14 protein-coding genes and 1 tRNA gene are annotated in these 15,912 nt (G+C 56.2%); 5 read left to right on the top strand and 10 right to left on the bottom strand.

Going from position 1 to position 15,912, the window contains the following annotated elements; translation table 11 throughout:
• The 10 genes from selA to GWQ22_RS14395 form a co-directional block, all read right to left on the bottom strand.
• The gene (gene selA, locus GWQ22_RS14440; RefSeq protein ID WP_275930724.1) at positions 1-1,458 is read right to left on the bottom strand and encodes an L-seryl-tRNA(Sec) selenium transferase; all 1,458 of its coding nucleotides are present in this window, start codon (positions 1,456-1,458) and stop codon (positions 1-3) included.
• A 302-nt stretch (positions 1,459-1,760) separates the two neighbouring features.
• Positions 1,761-1,852: transfer RNA gene (locus tag GWQ22_RS14435), tRNA-Sec, on the bottom strand.
• 212 nt (positions 1,853-2,064) lie between these two features.
• Positions 2,065-2,556 carry a hydrogenase maturation peptidase HycI gene (hycI, locus tag GWQ22_RS14430; RefSeq protein ID WP_275930723.1) on the bottom strand — a complete coding sequence of 164 codons (492 nt, stop codon included), beginning with the start codon at positions 2,554-2,556 and terminating at the stop codon, positions 2,065-2,067.
• Positions 2,556-2,969 carry a formate hydrogenlyase maturation HycH family protein gene (locus GWQ22_RS14425; protein ID WP_275930722.1) on the bottom strand — a complete coding sequence of 138 codons (414 nt, stop codon included), beginning with the start codon at positions 2,967-2,969 and terminating at the stop codon, positions 2,556-2,558. The genes hycI and GWQ22_RS14425 overlap by 1 nt, the downstream gene beginning before the upstream one ends.
• A complete protein-coding gene (locus GWQ22_RS14420; RefSeq protein WP_275930721.1) occupies positions 2,962-3,777 on the bottom strand; it encodes an NADH-quinone oxidoreductase subunit B family protein in 816 nt (271 codons plus the stop codon). Before GWQ22_RS14420 ends, GWQ22_RS14425 begins: the two co-directional genes overlap by 8 nt.
• Complete coding sequence (locus GWQ22_RS14415) at positions 3,777-4,334, bottom strand: formate hydrogenlyase complex iron-sulfur subunit (protein WP_275930720.1); 558 nt, start codon at positions 4,332-4,334, stop codon at positions 3,777-3,779. Before GWQ22_RS14415 ends, GWQ22_RS14420 begins: the two co-directional genes overlap by 1 nt.
• Before the next feature lie 9 nt (positions 4,335-4,343).
• On the bottom strand, positions 4,344-6,062 hold the full coding sequence (locus tag GWQ22_RS14410) for a hydrogenase large subunit (protein WP_042034284.1): 1,719 nt from the start codon (positions 6,060-6,062) through the stop codon (positions 4,344-4,346).
• Between the two features lie 64 nt (positions 6,063-6,126).
• On the bottom strand, positions 6,127-7,080 hold the full coding sequence (locus GWQ22_RS14405) for an NADH-quinone oxidoreductase subunit H (protein ID WP_108536147.1): 954 nt from the start codon (positions 7,078-7,080) through the stop codon (positions 6,127-6,129).
• Between the two features lies 1 nt (position 7,081).
• Entirely contained in the window at positions 7,082-8,965 is a 1,884-nt protein-coding gene (gene hyfB, locus GWQ22_RS14400; protein ID WP_275930719.1) for a hydrogenase 4 subunit B, read from the bottom strand.
• Positions 8,965-9,660, bottom strand: coding sequence for a 4Fe-4S dicluster domain-containing protein (locus GWQ22_RS14395; protein ID WP_275930718.1), 696 nt, complete (start codon positions 9,658-9,660; stop codon positions 8,965-8,967). Before GWQ22_RS14395 ends, hyfB begins: the two co-directional genes overlap by 1 nt.
• 1,028 nt (positions 9,661-10,688) lie before the next feature.
• On the opposite strand from GWQ22_RS14395, the gene GWQ22_RS14390 reads away from it, so the two are divergent.
• The 5 genes from GWQ22_RS14390 to GWQ22_RS14370 are packed head-to-tail and all read left to right on the top strand — an operon-like array spanning position 10,689 to position 15,454.
• On the top strand, positions 10,689-11,933 hold the full coding sequence (locus tag GWQ22_RS14390; protein ID WP_275930717.1) for an aspartate aminotransferase family protein: 1,245 nt from the start codon (positions 10,689-10,691) through the stop codon (positions 11,931-11,933).
• Positions 11,933-12,994 (top strand): alcohol dehydrogenase catalytic domain-containing protein, encoded by a 1,062-nt coding sequence (locus tag GWQ22_RS14385; RefSeq protein WP_275930716.1) that lies wholly within the window; start codon positions 11,933-11,935, stop codon positions 12,992-12,994. The genes GWQ22_RS14390 and GWQ22_RS14385 overlap by 1 nt, the downstream gene beginning before the upstream one ends.
• Positions 12,995-13,010: 16 nt before the next feature.
• Positions 13,011-13,646: an HAD-IA family hydrolase gene (locus GWQ22_RS14380; RefSeq protein WP_275930715.1), complete on the top strand. Its 636-nt coding sequence runs from the start codon at positions 13,011-13,013 to the stop codon at positions 13,644-13,646.
• A 44-nt stretch (positions 13,647-13,690) separates the two neighbouring features.
• The gene (locus GWQ22_RS14375; protein ID WP_042034274.1) at positions 13,691-14,836 is read left to right on the top strand and encodes an MFS transporter; all 1,146 of its coding nucleotides are present in this window, start codon (positions 13,691-13,693) and stop codon (positions 14,834-14,836) included.
• Between the two features lie 33 nt (positions 14,837-14,869).
• Positions 14,870-15,454 carry a DUF1349 domain-containing protein gene (locus GWQ22_RS14370; RefSeq protein ID WP_275930714.1) on the top strand — a complete coding sequence of 195 codons (585 nt, stop codon included), beginning with the start codon at positions 14,870-14,872 and terminating at the stop codon, positions 15,452-15,454.
• The last annotated feature ends 458 nt before the right edge of the window (positions 15,455-15,912 follow it).

The following is a 15,912-nucleotide window of genomic DNA, read 5'->3' as shown; positions in this document are numbered from 1 at the left end:
TCAGGACTCCTCTGTTGCATTGATCGAGGCAGGTAGCAGCAGCTCGTTAAGCTGGGCGATCAACAGATCCATCTCGGTCGGCAGCAGGGTGGCCATATTGAGCAGCACCTTCTGCTGGCGCACGGTGGCAATCACCGGCACCGGCAGTTCGCGCAGGGCATCGAGCAGTTGCTGGGCCGGGCGCGGGTCGGTGCATTCGAGCGCAGGCGCGGGGTAGAACTCGTCCGGCAAGGTGCCACCGCCCACCACCAGCTGGGCGGGAATGGGCACAAAGCAGCCGGGCAGGGCGGCCATCAGCTGGGAGGCTCTCGCCTGCATGGCGGCAGGGTTGCTTAAGACTCGCTGGGCAATCCCTTCGCCGACGGGGGATTTGTTGAGCTTGTGGATGAGCAGGCGTTCGAGCAGGGAGTAGACGATGCGGCTTGGGCGGAAGGTGCGCATCATGGGGTGTTTTTCCAGCCGCTTGATGAGATCGCTGCGGCCGCTGATGATGCCCGATTGCGGGCCCCCCAGCAGCTTGTCGCCGGAGTAACAGACCAGATCCGCCCCCGCCTTGATGTATTGGCGCACCGAGGTTTCATCCGGTGCAAACTCCTCGGTGGTCAAGCCCGAGCCCTGATCCACCGCCAGCACTACGTGTTCGGGCAGGGCGCGGGCCACCTCACCAATATCGGGGGATTCGGTAAAGCCGCGAATGGCGAAATTGGATTTATGCACCATCAGTACCAGCGCGGTCTGATCGGTGATGGCATCGAGGTAATCCTTGGCGGTCGTGATATTGGTGGTGCCCACCTCCACCAGCTTGGCGCCGGAGTGCGCCAGAATGTCGGGGATGCGAAAGCCGCCGCCAATCTGGATCTGCTCGCCCCGCGAGACGATCACCTCGCGCCCCTTGGCTATCTCCTGCAGCAGCAAGAAGAGGGAGGCGGCGTTGTTGTTGACCACCAGTGAATCCTCCGCCTGGGTGAGGCAGCCGAGCAGGGGGGCAATCAGCCCCTTGCGCCCGCCGCGCTTGCCGGTGGCGAGATCCAGCTCCAGATTGTTGTAACCGGTGTTGAGGTCGCGCACCTCGTCCCACAGATCGGCACTTAACGGCGAGCGCCCCAGATTGGTATGCACCAGGGTGCCGGTGGCGTTGATCACCCGGGTCTGACGCTGGCGCAGCTGCTGCTGGCAGCGCTTGGCAATCAGCGCCTCGATGTGCTCGGGGGCAACCCCGTGCTGGCGAAACGCCTCGCTCTGGCGCAGCTCGCTCAGGGTCTCGCGCACCGCCTGAGTCACCAGCGGGCGGCTCAGCGCATGGATATAGGTCGCGAGAAAGGGTTGCTGCAGCAGCTGTTCCACTTGTGGCAGGCGGCGCGTTTGTTGCTGGCTGTGCTGTGACCGTGAATCGTCGGCAGTCGGACGTGCTTCGGGCTGGCTGTGGGCGAGGGCTGGCGCATGAGACGGGTTCGGCATGGGATTACCAGGGCAGTGCGTGGGTTTGACATGCACACCGGTCGCCGATAGAGAGGCCGAGCTGACGGGTTATTTCAGTGCTGGCGGTTTGCGGATTGTTGCAAACATCGTGCATAAATAAATGGTCTATTTATGCTGATAAATTAATAGTTGGCCAGAGCAATAACCTGTGTTCGGATTATATTGGCAAGCGGCAAGCACCTTCTTTAAAGGTATTGCTTCAAACATATTGAACAAGCGATTAAAAATAGCATTCAGGCCAATAAACATCAGCGAGATGACATTTGCTCAATATATGAAATTGGCGGAAGAGGCAGGAATCGAACCTGCCAAAGCCTTCTCGGCTCACATCGGTTTTGAAGACCGAGGAGGCCACCAGACCCCATCAACTTCCACTATGGACGCTATTTTGTGGCAATTTTTTGTGACTGGCAACGCTTTTTTATCATAAAAAAGCGAGAGTTAGCGGTTTTTTGAAAAATCAAAAGAACCTTGTTTTATATCAAGTTCAGCACGATTAACCCGATGTTTTTAATTTAACACCGGGTGTTTATCACATTGCCAAAGCAGTCAGTCAATAACGGGCGTTAACAGGCCTGTGCATAGTCATCGCTCGGCGTTGGTAATATTCCACTGGTCCAGCCGCTCTATTAACAAGCGGGTGTCCTTGGCGGCATCAAGATGTTGATAAAGATAATCCATCGCTTCGCTCACCATCTCGGTCATCGGGAAGGAGAAGGCGACGATGGCCGGTTGCACCCCGACAAAGATCACCTCGGGAACAAAGGTCTTGAGCTCGTCGATCAGGAAATTGAGCGGCATGTTGTGGGTCGAGAAGATAAACATCTCGGCGATGGTCTCGGGGGGGATCACCTGCAAGGTGCCCGCCTTCTCGCCGATCTCGGCGGCATCCACCAGCACCACCCGCGCCGGTTGCAGCTCCCGCACCTTGTAGACCGCATTTTCCGGCGCGATGCCGCCGTCTATATGGATCCAGCCGGGCAGGGGGGCGGCTTGCAGTTTGTCCGCCAGCCAAGGGCCGGCACCGTCGTCCCCCATCATGGCATTGCCCACGGTCAACACGAGATTGCAGCCCATCAGCGGCTCCTTACCATCAGGTACATATGGGGGTCGTTATAGAGGGCGGTGAGCTGATCCATAAAGGTGTTGGTCCAGCTCAGCAGCTGCTCATCGAGCACGCCTTCGGCTTTACGCAGCCGGTCGAAGGCACAGGCCAGCATATGGCAGTGCTCGCGATAGATGGTGATCTCGCCAAAGGTGAGAAACCCCTCCATCTTGCGGCGCGCTTCGCTACCAAAGGGCAGCTTGGCCACCCAGTCGCGATAACCCGTTAGTGGGCAGACCAGATCGGCACTGAGGCAATCGACGATGCCGAGGTGGTGGCCGATGGCGAGGCTGTAGTAGATCACCTCCTTGGCTTCTTCCGGTACGTCAAACTGCTCGTCCACAAACTTGCGGGAGAGACGGTAAAAGTAAACCTGGTCAGCCATGCACTGCCTCTCCCTTACCTGCCGCCCGGTTAAGGCAGGCGCCCGCCAGGTTGTTGACGATCTCCGACAGGCGCGGGTCGTCATGTTGATCGAGATAGCTCCGGATGCGCAGATCCACATCCTGCTGGGTAGCCCCTTCGAGCAGGGCCATAAACTCGTCGGCGATGATCTGTCCCTGACGGTAACCGGCCATGCGGCGCGCTTCACGCTCGATCATCACCCGAATTTCATTGGGGATGCCGGTGTGGCGCAGCTCGACCCGCACCCCCGGTTGCACCTCGTGGCTGGTGGCTTTGAGTTTTTGCTCAAGCAGGCCGAGCGCCACCGCAAAGCCGTAGATGGTGGCCGCCGGCGTGGGCGGGCAGCCCGGAATATAGACATCCACCGGCACGATTTTGTCGGTGCCGCCCCAGACGCAGTAGAGATCGTGGAAGATGCCGCCATCGCAGCCGCAGGCACCGTAGGCGATGCAGATTTTGGGATCGGGGGCGGCCTCATAGGCGCGCAGGGCTGGGACTCGCATCGCCCGGGTCACAGCGCCGGTAAAGAGCAGGATGTCGGCGTGACGGGGGGAGGCGACCACCTTGATGCCGAAGCGCTCGGCATCGAACAGCGGGGTGATGGTGGCGAAGATCTCTATTTCGCAGGCGTTGCAGCCGCCACAATCGACCCGATAGACATAGGCCGAGCGGCGAATGTCTTTGAGCAGGGTCTTCTTGAGCTTGGTGATCTCGGGATCCTGTGCCAGCGGCACGGCGCGGGTATGGGCATGGCCGACAACCGGTTCTATGCCTTTGATCTTGCTCATCACATCCACTCCTGTTGTGCGGCTATCGGTGTGGCCATCGGTGTGGTCAGGGCCGAGTCAGGCTGGCTCAGCATGCTCTGTTTTCGTTTGCAGTCGGGGCAGTGGTGCAGCCGATCCGGGGTCGCCAGCGGGGTGCCTGCCTGCTTGAGGGTGTCCTCCACCAGCGCCACCAGTTTGCTCGGGGCAAAGTAGGTGCCGCACAGGGTGCAGGGGGCCAGCGCGAAGCGGGCCTCCTCATAGAGATCGGCCTTGTTGGTCACCGCCAGCTCGAACTCGGGGGAGAGGGCGATGGCGCGGGTCGGGCAGACCTCTTCGCAGCGGCCGCAGAAGATGCAGCGCGCCATGGAGAGCTCCCAGCGCCGCTCGCCGGTCTCCATGTCCACTTCCATCACCAGCGCATTGGCCGGGCAGGCCTTGGTGCAGGCGGCGCAGGCGATGCACTGATCCGCCTGATAGTTCGGTTTGCCGCGAAAATCCCGGTTCACCTCATAGGGGGCGAAGGGGTACTTGGCGGTCGGTGTGCCCGCCTGGAGTATGGTCTTGAACAACTTGATCATGATGACCCCTTATTTCAGCGGAGAGTTTTTGCGGTCGATACCGTAGCGCTCGATCTCCTTGTAGGAGACCACGGTGGACTTGCCCTTCTTGGGGTCGACCAGGGTGACCCGATCGGTACAGGAGTAGCAGGGATCCAGACTGCCGATAATGAGCGGCGCATCGGCGACGGTATTGCCACGCAGCATGTAGCGCAGGGCAGGCCAGTTGGCGTAGGTGGCGGCGCGGCAGCGCCAGCGGAACAGCTTCTGGTTATCCCCGGTCATGCTCCAGTGGACGTTCTCGCCACGGGGCGCTTCGGTAAAGCCCAGCGCAAACTTGCCCGGCTGATAGGTGAACCCTTCGGTGAGCAGTGGCCCCTCTGGCAGGTGCTCAAGACCGAACTCAATCATGTCGAGGGAGTCGTAGAGCTCGTGGATGCGCACCAGCACCCGGGACTGCACGTCGCAACCCGCCAGCGTCTGGATCTCCATCGGCAGTTCGCGATAGGCGGCAAAGTCGTGGACCCGGCGCACGTCGCGCTTGAAGCCGCTGGCCCGCACCATGGGGCCGACGCAGCTGAAATCACGGGCGATTTGCGGGTCGAGGCGGCCTATCCCCACCAGACGGGAGGTGATGTTGGCGGTGTCGAGCAGCATGGCCACCAGGGGTTTGAGCTCATCACGCAGTTCCCGCACCAGCTGGGCGCCCTTGATGCGATCTTCCTTGAAGATGTCGCGGCGCACCCCGCCAATCAGGTTGAGGCCGTAGGTCTTGCGGGCACCGGTCAGCAGCTCAGCCAGGGTCATGGACTTTTCCCGCACCCGGAAGAACTGCATAAAGCCGGTGTCGAAACCGGTGAAGTGGCTCGACAGGCCGATGTTGAGGATGTGGCTGTGCAGGCGCTCCACCTCCAGCAGCACGGCGCGGATCATCTTGGCCCGCTCGGGCACCTTAATGCCCATGGCGTTCTCCACCGAGGTGGTGTAGGCGACGCTGTGGGTAAAGCCGCAGATGCCGCAGACCCGGTCGGTCAGAAACGCCACCTCGTTGTAGCCCATGCGGGTTTCTGCCAGTTTTTCCATGCCGCGATGGACATAGAAGAGGCGGTAGTCGGCGTCGATGATGTCTTCCCCATCGACAAACAGACGAAAATGTCCCGGCTCGTCCGAGGTGATGTGCAGCGGGCCGACCGGCACGATGCGGTTGGCCTCATTGCCCAGCTCATTGACGAAGGGGTAGGTCTCGGTGTCGGTGGTGGGCATGGGGCGCTGGCGGTAATCCATGGCGTCCTTGCGCAGCGGGTGGATATCTTCCGGCCAGTCATCCGGCAGCACCAGACGGCGTTCGTCCGGCAGGCCGACGGCGCGCAGGCCGTACATGTCGCGGATCTCCCGCTCGCCCCATACCGCTGCCGGTATGGTCGGGGTGATGGAGGGGTACTCCTGTTCAATGGCGTTGACCAGCACCCGGACTGTGATCCAGCTCTTGGTGTCGCCCTCCATGGAGAAGACGTGGTAGACGGCGAAGTGGCCGTTGAGGCTGCGCTCGTCATTGGCGAAAGAGACAGAGAGCCAGCCCCCCTGCTTGTGGAAGATCAGGCTGGTGAGGGCCACCAGGCTGGTGGGCTTGACGGTCAGGGTGGCCTGATCGGCGGTCTGCCACTGCTCGTCGATAATGGCGTGGGGCAGTTGCGCTCGCAGTTGCTGGATATAGTCGCAACCGATGCGATCCGAAATGGCGATGGTCATGCAGTTCTCACTTTATGTTCGGGAATGAGCAATCGGAAAAAGAGGAGGTAAAGGCCGTCATGGCTCACACCCCGACCAGATAGGCAAGCAGGGCCAACAGGGCGAGCCCCAAGCCATAGCGGGTGAGCTTGTGGGTGCGCACGAACTGGGTGCGGGCCATGGCATTTTCGATAATGCCCGCCAGCCCAAAGGCTACCAGCAGCTTGCAGAGCAGGATCAGGGCAGCCAGTGCCAGTGCGGGCAGGCTCCAGTTCGCCGCTTTGCCGAAGGGGAGGAAGATCACCAAAAAGAGCTGCACCACCACCAGCTGCTTGAGGCCGATGCCGAGCTTGAGCAGCGCCAGTCCCGCGCCTGAGTATTCGGTGAGCGGCCCTTCCTGCAACTCCTGCTCTGCTTCGGCGCAGTCAAAGGGCAGCTTGCCCATCTCCACGAACACCGCGAAGGCGCAGGCGGCCCCGGCCAACAGGGTGGCGATGGGCGCAGCCAGTGGCTGGGTGGCCACATAGCTGCTGATGTTGCCCAGATCCGAGCTGCCCACCATCATCGCCATGATGAAGCAGGCGAGCATCAGAATGGGCTCCACCAGAATGCCCAGCGTCAGTTCGCGGCGGGCACCTATCCCTGCAAACATGCTGCCGCTGTCGAGCCCCGCCAGGGAGAAGAAGAAGCGGAAAATGGCGAACAGGTAAATGTCGGTGATGAGATCCCCGGCGATGGGAAAGGGGGACTTGTGGGTCAGGGTAGGTAGCGCCATCGCCACCAGCATCAAGGCGGCGATGAGCAGTGCAGGCATCAGGTTGAAGAGGATGCCGGCAGGCTCCGGGGTGACCTCCTGACGGCGCAGTAGCTTCCCGATATCCCGGTAATCCTGCAGCGGACCAGGCCCCTGACGGGAGTGCATTTTTGCCCGCAGCACCCGGTTGAACCCGGTGGCCAGCGGCGCCAGCGCCAGCATGGCGATGGCCTGGGTCAGGGCGAGGGCCACCATGCCCCAGCTCGGCATTTCAAGAACAGGCATATCAGACTCCTACAGCCATCAGGATAAAGAACGCCAGCACAAGGCCGTGCAAGAGCCAGCCAGCGGCAGAGGACGACGCACTCACCCCATGCAGCGCAGTGGCCAGATCGAGCAGGGGCTGTTTGCGATAGAGGGGGGCGCAGAGCTGGCGCAGGGTATGGGTGACACCACCGGAGGTGAGGCTCATGCGCTCCTCGTAGGCGTAACCACAGGCCCAGGGAGTACCGGCGTGACGACGACCGAGCTTGGGTCCCTTGAACAGCGCCACGACCAGCAGCGGGATCAGGAAGAGGCCAAAGAGGGTGATGGCAATCACGGGCGGTGAGAGGATTGCCTGACTGCTATCCAGCGGCAGCAGGGTCGCACCGGTGGCCACGCTCATCTGGCCCGTGACGTGAGCGGAGACGAGGGCCTGACCGTAGCCACTGACAAAGGGGGCAATCCAGGGGGCGCCCAGACCCAGCACCAGACAGGCTGCGGCCAGCAGCAGGGTGCCTGCCACCATGGCATGGGGCACTTCGCGGGCCTGACTCGCTTTTTCGCTGCGCGGTGCACCGCAAAAGCAGATGCCGTACACCTTGACGAAACACATCACCGCCATGGCGCCAGTCACTGCCAGCATCACCACTGCCAGTGGGGCCACCACAGAGGTGCCGAGCCTGGTCATGGAAAGGAGCGCCTGATAGATAAACCACTCGCTGACAAAGCCGTTGAGCGGCGGCAGCGCCGAGATGGCCATGGCGCCGATAAGGAACGCCAGCGCAGTCCAGGGCATCAGCTTGGCCAAGCCACCCATCTTGTCCATGTCGCGGGTGTGCAGGCGGAACATCACAGAGCCTGTGCCCATAAAGAGCAGGCTCTTGAAGATGGCGTGGTTGAGCAGGTGATAGAGGGCACCGAGCAGCCCCAGCACCACCAGTGCCGGTTGCTGGTTGGCGATGCCGATCATGCCGATCCCCATCCCCATCAGTATGATGCCGATGTTCTCGACCGTGTGGTAGGCGAGCAGCCGCTTGAGATCGTGCTCGGCGAGCGCAAACAGCACCCCGAGCACCGCCGAGCAGGCACCGAAGATCAGCACCATGTAGCCCCACCAGAGCTGGCTGGCGCCGAGAAAGTCGATGCTGACCCGCAAAATGCCGAACAGCCCGAGCTTCACCATCACCCCCGACATCAGCGCCGAGATATGGGAGGGGGCGACGGGCTCGGCGACGGGCAGCCAGCCGTGCAGCGGCACGAAACCGGCGCGCAGGCCAAAGCCGCAGAAGCTGAGCAGGAACACCAGCGAGGCCAATGTGCCCGCCAGATGGTGTTCACGAAGGGCTGCGAACTCCAGCGAGCCTGACTCGCGGCAGAGCAGCCAGAAGGCGACCAACACCAGCGCCATGCCGATATGGTTCATCACCAGATAAAGGCGGCTCTGTTTGGCGGCTTCCGGGTTGGTCTTGACCAGCCAGTAGGTGGTGAGGGTCACCAGCTCGTAGCAGAGCAAAAAGCCCAATGCGTTGTCGGCCAGCACCATGCCCACCATGGCGAACAGGAAGAGGTTCATCAGCACGCCAATGGCCACATCCCCCTTGCCCTGATATTCGCGAATATAGGCAAAGGAGTAGAGGGAGACGGCGACGCCCACGAGCGTTATTACCAGCAGCATCAGTGCCGCCAGCATATCCAGATGCACCGAACCCAGTAGCCAGATCTGGCCGTCGATCGGCGCATCTTGGGCCAGGGCCTTGATGGCGGCAACCACACCGGCCAGCGAACCCAACAGGGCAAAGCCGCTATTGAGGCGGTTGGCCAGAGAGGCGTACGTTTGCAGCAGCAGACCGGCCACGGCGCCCAATAGGAAGAGCACAAGGGTGCCCATAACAAGCGGGGACAACATCAGCAGGATCCCTCAGTGAGTGAAGCGTCGGATGAAACAGGCGTCGCCGTGGCGGTTGAGCAAGCTGAGGTCGCGCAAGCAGACGCCGAGAATGCGGGCGCACCTTGTGGGTGGGCATTGGCCGCTTGCAGGCGGCGATCGCGGGCGGCGTTGGCACAGGCAGTGTCGTTGACGATAGAGAGCGCCTGGGAGGGGCAGGCCTCAATGCAGGCGGGGCCATCGGCGCGAAACTCACACAGATCGCATTTGACTGCGATGCTGCGCACGCCGGGCTCCCAGCTCAGCAGATCTGAACCAAAGCAGCGCAGACCGGCAGAGGTAGAGGGGTTGCTGGAGCGGATAGAGCAGGGGATATAGGTGTCGTAGCTGTTGGCCATGGCCACCGGGCGGCTGCCACCGCTCTGGATGGCACCGAACGGGCAGGCTACGGCGCAGAGGGTACAGCCGATGCAGAGCGACTCGTTGAGCTGCACGCTGTCGTCGGTCTGGGCAATCGCCTCGACCGGACACACCTTGATGCAGGGGGCCTCTTCACAGTGACGGCACTGAACCGGCATGGTCGCCTGCTCGTGTCGCATGACGGTTAAACGGGGGGCTTGCTGCAAACCTTGCGCCTTGTGCACCGTGCTGCAGGCCGCCATACAGGTGCCACAGCCAATACACAGCTTGGGGTCAGCGATAACGAAGCGGTTCATAGCCTACCTTGTCGTGTCGCGAACGGAGAGAATAGGGGCAAGATGGCAAAATGCGGGCCAGATTGGTCCGGGGCGTGAAATTGATTCCAAGATGCTGTTTTAAATAGGGTTTAAATTTTGCGTTGCGCCGTAATAAGGACGCGGCACTGTGTCGACATCTGACGTTCGTCATTTGTGACGAAGGGAGAGGAGGGCTCGTCACAATAAGGCGCACACCTGAAATATTAATATCTTAATTGTCATTTAATGGATTAAAACAGAACACTCTCCGCTATTAGACTCTCAATGAGGAGGTCACGCTTAAGAAGTAGCTAAAAATGAAATAAATAACTATTAAATTGTTATATCAAAGTTATAGAGTTTGTTTTTTCCAACTATGATGAAATTTAAATCTGATTTTAAAGTTTTTAATTGTCATTCATGACCAAATGAAACCGCTTTCCGGGGGCTCATTGGAAACTATTTGGTGACATGTGAATCTGTATGGGATATTAGTATTATTAGTGTTTTTGGGCATCGATTATTTGTATCTGCAATGTTGGTCATTTTTTAAAGTGGCAGCTGAAGATCAATCTTTGATGGGTTTCAGTTCCTGCTGATGCCTGATTGAACCAGTCACTTCCCTCTCGGATGTTTATTGTTCAAGATGCTTGGTATTTGGATGGAGTGTGATATGTAACATAGACGCTTAATCACTGAGTGTGTCTGTAGAGTGATGTATGTTATTTAACAAAATCATCAGTATTAATTACGCTGGCCAATGCTTTAACTGATGCAATTGTTAATTGCTGCATGTCTTGGCTGTGTGATTTTCAATAAACGCCGACTCTTCAGACACTGTGCTTTATTCTATGAAGTTCAGCACGCTTGCTCGTGTAATAACTGCTGATTTAATTGTTCGGCAGGGGAAAACCACGTCCAATTTTTTATGCAAGATAATGGCCGCACCTAGTCTGGTTTATCTGCATAGAGATAAAGTGCTGTGGTAAATGTGATGCTTGTATGTAAGCAAATTAAGGAGTGTATAAATGGAAGACTTTTTCACAAAAAACATGTCGCGTTATCGTGGTGATGGTCCATATCTGTATGTCGATGATGTCAAGAATATAGACGCGGCATCTGGAACATTCAATCTTCCGCTTGGCTATACCCATCCGCGACTGGCCAATAAATTGAAGCAGCAAATAGACAGATGCGCTCACCTTAGTTCTGCTTACACATGGGAAATTTCGCAACACATACTTAAAAAAATGCGCAAGCATACACCACCCGCAATAGATAGAATCTGGTTGCGTGATGTGTCTGGCTCTGGTGCAGTTGAATGTGCAATCAGAATGGCACAAAAATATACCAAGCGTTCAGGTGTCATATCACTTTATTTGTCACATCATGGACAATCTCTCGCTACCGCCCAGATTTCAGGCAATGCATTCCGTATCAAGAATTTCAACATCAACATAGCGGGTTCATTAAAAATACCTACCCCGCCAAGTATCATGGCGATGAATGCTGATGATACCTCTTTGGCGAGTTACCCTGATCTGGATGAAATGCTGCAGTTAGGTTCCAACGATAATATAGCATGCCTTATTATCGAGCCGATTATGGGTAATGGTGGCAATATCGTTATCCCGCAAGAGTTTTACCGATCTCTCAGGGAGTTCTGCCATAAAAATGGCATTGTTATTATTGCTGATGAAGTTCAGACGGGGTTTGGCCGTACCGGAACATTTTTTGCCTCTAATGGTTACGCAAAAGAGCTGGACCCGGACATCATAGTATTTGCCAAAGGTGCTGGTGGTATCGGTATTCCGACTGCCGGGGTATTGATGAAACCAGAGCTTGATGTATTGGAATCTTTTGAACACTCCAGTACGTCAGGGGCCAACCCACTATCCCTGGTGGCGCTTAATGAGGTCATTGACATCATTGAGGATGAGGCGATTCTGGCCAACGTGACAGAGAATGAAGAATTTTTGCGTGATAGTTTATTGTCTCTGCAGAGTAAATACCGTGATATTTCAGGTGTTCGCGGATTAGGCTACATGTTTGGCTTTGACACACCATCAGCAGAATATGCAGCCAAGGCAATAGAAATTGCTGCCAGTCGAGGCTTGATTATCCGTGGTGCGCGTTATGGAAAAAGCCGGGCGTTAAAAGTTCGTCCCCCCTTGATTTGTACCCGTCAACATTTGGCTGAAATTATTTTAAAGCTGGATGAAACATTTTCTGTAATGAGCAAAGTTCATTCATTAGTGAAGGAAGTCGCATAATGCTGGCACTCAAATATTCAAAGTCGTGGCAAGTCGATGTAGTGAAGGTAAACGATCTTGCTTGTCTTGAGGCTGATGACGTTGTGGTCGATATTGCGGTATGCGGTATTTGTGGGACAGATGTTGGCATCATCAGTGGCGCATATCCGGTCGCCGTGCCGGGCACCACGCTGGGTCATGAGACCAGTGGCGTTGTGACCCGTATTGGTCAGAGAGTGACAAGGCTCAAGGTTGGGGATCGTGTTGTGGTTAACCCGACTTATGCCTGTGGCGAGTGCAGGATGTGCCAGACGGGCAATCCCAACCACTGCGAACAAAAAATGGGGACCGAAGCCGGTGTGTCCTATGATGGCGCTTTTGCTCATCAGTATCGCGCCAAAGAGGCTTTTCTACGCAAACTGGATGACCACGTCAGTATGGAAGCCGCTTCTCTGACCGAACCCCTGAGCTGTACCATTACCGGTGTCGATAAGCTGGCGATTACCCACACCAATATTCGGGCCGCCGTGGTCGGGGCAGGCCCAATGGGGATGCTCTATCTGTGGGTTTTGTATCATCAAGGCCTCAAACCCTTCCTGGTGGAAAACAATCCGGGCCGTAGCGAGTTCGCCAGGGAATGCCTGCCGCCATCGACCATGTTATATAGTGATTTCGAGCAGGCACTGGAACAGGAATACGGCAGTAAACAGAGTCAGATCGACTTGTGTGTCGATACGACCGGCCAACTTACCGAGCTTGTTTTCTCCCATTTGGCTCCGGGTGGGAAACTACTGAATGTGGCGTTGAAAGACAAACATGCCAAATTGGATGTGTTGAAAATTGCAGATAAAAGTCTGTCTGTCATTGGATCCATCGACTCCTTGAATAACAGTTTTGAGCGGGCCTATGTGATGATCCGGGATGGTGACATTCCAGTGGCAAAGCTGATCAGTCATGTGTTCGATTTTTCAGATTATCAGGAAGCCTTCAAAACAGTTGGCTGTGATATTGCCAATAAGACAATGACGCCATTTTTTACGCCGAACTGTAAGGTGCTGGTGCGTCTGGCAGATATAAAATAACGGTTAGAGAAACATCATGCAGCCCATTACGGTTATATTTGATATTGATGGCGTCATCGTTGATAGTGAGCAACTTCACTTTGATGTATTACGCCATTTGGCTCCAGACCATGCCTGTGACTATCAGCCTCAGCAGTTGATTGGCTTAAGTTTGGAAGAGACGCTTGAACATATAAAAGTCCCGCAGGCGCTTCAATCAGACATTGTTTCAAAAACAATTTCTACCTATAAGGAAAAGTTAAATGAGGCATATCTTCGCCCGGGTGTCGTGACCTTGACGGCGGCCTTGCAGAAGTTAAATATCAAGTTTGGATTTGTCTCTACCGCCCCCAGAGATATTTGCTTGGCCAATATCGCATTACTTGGCCTAACAGAGACACCTGTGCTGATTTCTGGTGATGATGTGGCACGAACCAAGCCGCATCCAGACCCCTATCTGGCCATGCTGGCGTTATTGAATACGTCTGCGGAAAAGGTGGTGGTGATCGAAGATACCGATCTCGGTGTGCTGGCTGCAATACGTGCCGGGATTGAGCATGTATATGCCTGGCCACATGCGTTATCTGATCAACAACACTATAAAAATGCTGTCGCCATCATTGAACGATTAAGCGACATTGATGCGTTTAAATCGTTTTACCCCGCAGTCTGATCTCTTGCTCCCTGAATGCAGGGAGCTGTTTTAGGAAGTTCATTATGTCAGAGTTAGCCATACCGCTTTTTATCCAGCAACCCGTACAGGCAACGCGAAAAGCATTCTTTATTGCAGGTTTCAGTCTAGCCACATGGGCCCCGCTTATCCCACTCGTAAAAGAACGTTTGCAAGTCGAGAATGGCACCATGGGGGCGATATTGCTGGCCTTTGGTCTCGGTTCACTGCTGATGATGCCACTATCAGGGATGCTGGCGTCACGCTATGGCTGCAGACGTGTTTTTACCTCGGCGTTATTGGTTGTTCTGCTCACCTTGCCGGCACTGGTTGTGTTGGATCAGGTTTTGCCAATTGCGATAGCGTTATTCATATTTGGGGCAGGAATAGGCGCCATGGATGTGGTGGTCAATATTCATGCCGTCATCACTGAAAAACGTGCGAACAAGCCCATAATGTCAGGCTTCCATGCTCTGTTCAGTCTGGGCGGCATTACCGGGGCAGGGGTGGTCAGTGCGCTCTTGGCGCTCGGCGTCTCGTCGCTGAACGTCGTATTTATGGTGCAATTTTTTCTGGTGCTGTTAATCCTGTCGGCCTGGCAGGGATTGCTCAATGAATCGGAACAACGTGATACGCCATTTTTTGTGTTGCCACATGGCAGTGTCATCATTTTGGGCGCCCTGTGCTTTATTGCCTACATCATGGAAGGGGCGATGCTCGACTGGAGTGGCATACTGTTGCTGGGTCAGCCAAATGTTAATGCCAATCAAGCCGGGGTCGGTTATACCCTGTTTGCCGTGACCATGACGATTGGCCGATTTACCGGTGATCGTGTGATCGCCATGTTTGGCCATAAACGAGTGTTTGTATCCAGTGCAATATTGGCGACCGGTGGATTCACCATCTTGGTGCTCAGTACCTCTCTCTGGATGCTGGCGTGTGCCTTTTTGTTGATTGGTCTCGGTCTGGCCAACGTTGCCCCCATGTTATTTACCGCCTCTGGTCGCCAGAAGGCCATGCCCGATGCGCTGGCGGTGGCTGCGGTGTCAACGATGGGGTACTCAGGTATTCTGATTGGGCCGGCCATCATAGGGGGGCTTGCTCACATCTTCTCTTTAATTGGTGCGTTTACCTGCGTAACCTTGCTCTCTTGCGCACTGTTTCTCAGTTACCGCAAGGTACAGCTTGATTGAGGCCCCGCCTATATTGCTAAGGAAGCGAATTCGATGAAATGTGACATAAAGAAATGGTATTGGCTCAACGAGCCAGCCACCTGGCACTTGAACGACGGTAAATTGCAGGTGGTGACCGACCACAAGAGTGATTTTTGGCAAACGACCTGGTACGACTTTCAGCGCCATTCTGGCCATGTTTATGGCTGTGAAGTGGAGGGCGACTTTACGTTTCAAGTGTGCGTCGAAGGCGACTACACCACGCTATATGACCAGGCTGGCCTGATGTTGATTCAGAACGAGCAGCACTGGTTAAAAGCAGGCATTGAGTTCAATGATGCGCAACCCATGATAGGGAGTGTATTAACCAACCCTTGCTCTGACTGGGCAACGGGCGTGTTTACAGGCCATGCAGGCCGCTTCTGGCTGCGCTTGACGTTAGCCAATGGCGCTTTGCGGTTGCAGTATTCCTGCGATGGTGAGCATTGGCCCTTGCTGCGCCTCTGTCCCTTCTCGGCGGCATCATGCAACTTTATCGGTATCATGTGCTGTACGCCCGAGCGTGAAGGGTTGGCGGTGACCTTCTCTGATATGCGTCTTTCCCCTCCGCTTGGCAAAGCACTGCACGATCTGAGCTAATCAGGGCAGGGCGCTGTCGCCATGACAGCGCAGAGCGGTGCATTGGCATCTGCCATTGCACCGCCATTGCTGATAGCTGGCCGCGTAATAAATGACACCAGCCAGCCCATCCGTCCCACGTCTGCCAAGCCGTCAGTGACTGCCGTGCCAGTGTGGTGACGGTTGTCACGGCGGGCGCCAGCGCCGATGCCGTTCACCCCCCCAATATCCACCTGCGAGCCCGGCTTATCACCCGGTTGGGCAGGATCCCGAACTGATCCTGCGCGCACTATCAGTAAATAATCAAACGTGCCATATGAGTAAAGTCATTAATTATCCGGCGATTGAAATACAGTAAGCGCCCCTGAATCAGCACCTGTTTTTACTGAGATCACCTCGGCACACTGAAACCCATCGTATCTACGTTGGGATTTCCGCTATGACCACTCAAGAACGCGTTGATTTTTGGCAGCGCCAGA

Source organism: Aeromonas sp. 1HA1, from assembly GCF_029237385.1.
In the GTDB taxonomy this organism is placed as follows: Bacteria; Pseudomonadota; Gammaproteobacteria; order Enterobacterales; family Aeromonadaceae; genus Aeromonas; species Aeromonas popoffii.
Note: the sequence above shows the minus strand (reverse complement) of the source record. Positions and strands in the feature narration are given on the sequence as shown.

Bases quoted from the DNA above. Each gene is read 5' to 3' on its own strand.
- selA (WP_275930724.1), bottom strand. From the start codon at position 1,458: ATGCCGAACCCGTCTCATGCGCCAGCCCTCGCCCACAGCCAGCCCGAA.
- hycI (WP_275930723.1), bottom strand. From the start codon at position 2,556: ATGGGCTGCAATCTCGTGTTGACCGTGGGCAATGCCATGATGGGGGAC.
- GWQ22_RS14425 (WP_275930722.1), bottom strand. From the start codon at position 2,969: ATGGCTGACCAGGTTTACTTTTACCGTCTCTCCCGCAAGTTTGTGGAC.
- GWQ22_RS14420 (WP_275930721.1), bottom strand. From the start codon at position 3,777: ATGAGCAAGATCAAAGGCATAGAACCGGTTGTCGGCCATGCCCATACC.
- GWQ22_RS14415 (WP_275930720.1), bottom strand. From the start codon at position 4,334: ATGATCAAGTTGTTCAAGACCATACTCCAGGCGGGCACACCGACCGCC.
- GWQ22_RS14410 (WP_042034284.1), bottom strand. From the start codon at position 6,062: ATGACCATCGCCATTTCGGATCGCATCGGTTGCGACTATATCCAGCAA.
- GWQ22_RS14405 (WP_108536147.1), bottom strand. From the start codon at position 7,080: ATGCCTGTTCTTGAAATGCCGAGCTGGGGCATGGTGGCCCTCGCCCTG.
- hyfB (WP_275930719.1), bottom strand. From the start codon at position 8,965: ATGTTGTCCCCGCTTGTTATGGGCACCCTTGTGCTCTTCCTATTGGGC.
- GWQ22_RS14395 (WP_275930718.1), bottom strand. From the start codon at position 9,660: ATGAACCGCTTCGTTATCGCTGACCCCAAGCTGTGTATTGGCTGTGGC.
- GWQ22_RS14390 (WP_275930717.1), top strand. From the start codon at position 10,689: ATGGAAGACTTTTTCACAAAAAACATGTCGCGTTATCGTGGTGATGGT.
- GWQ22_RS14385 (WP_275930716.1), top strand. From the start codon at position 11,933: ATGCTGGCACTCAAATATTCAAAGTCGTGGCAAGTCGATGTAGTGAAG.
- GWQ22_RS14380 (WP_275930715.1), top strand. From the start codon at position 13,011: ATGCAGCCCATTACGGTTATATTTGATATTGATGGCGTCATCGTTGAT.
- GWQ22_RS14375 (WP_042034274.1), top strand. From the start codon at position 13,691: ATGTCAGAGTTAGCCATACCGCTTTTTATCCAGCAACCCGTACAGGCA.
- GWQ22_RS14370 (WP_275930714.1), top strand. From the start codon at position 14,870: ATGAAATGTGACATAAAGAAATGGTATTGGCTCAACGAGCCAGCCACC.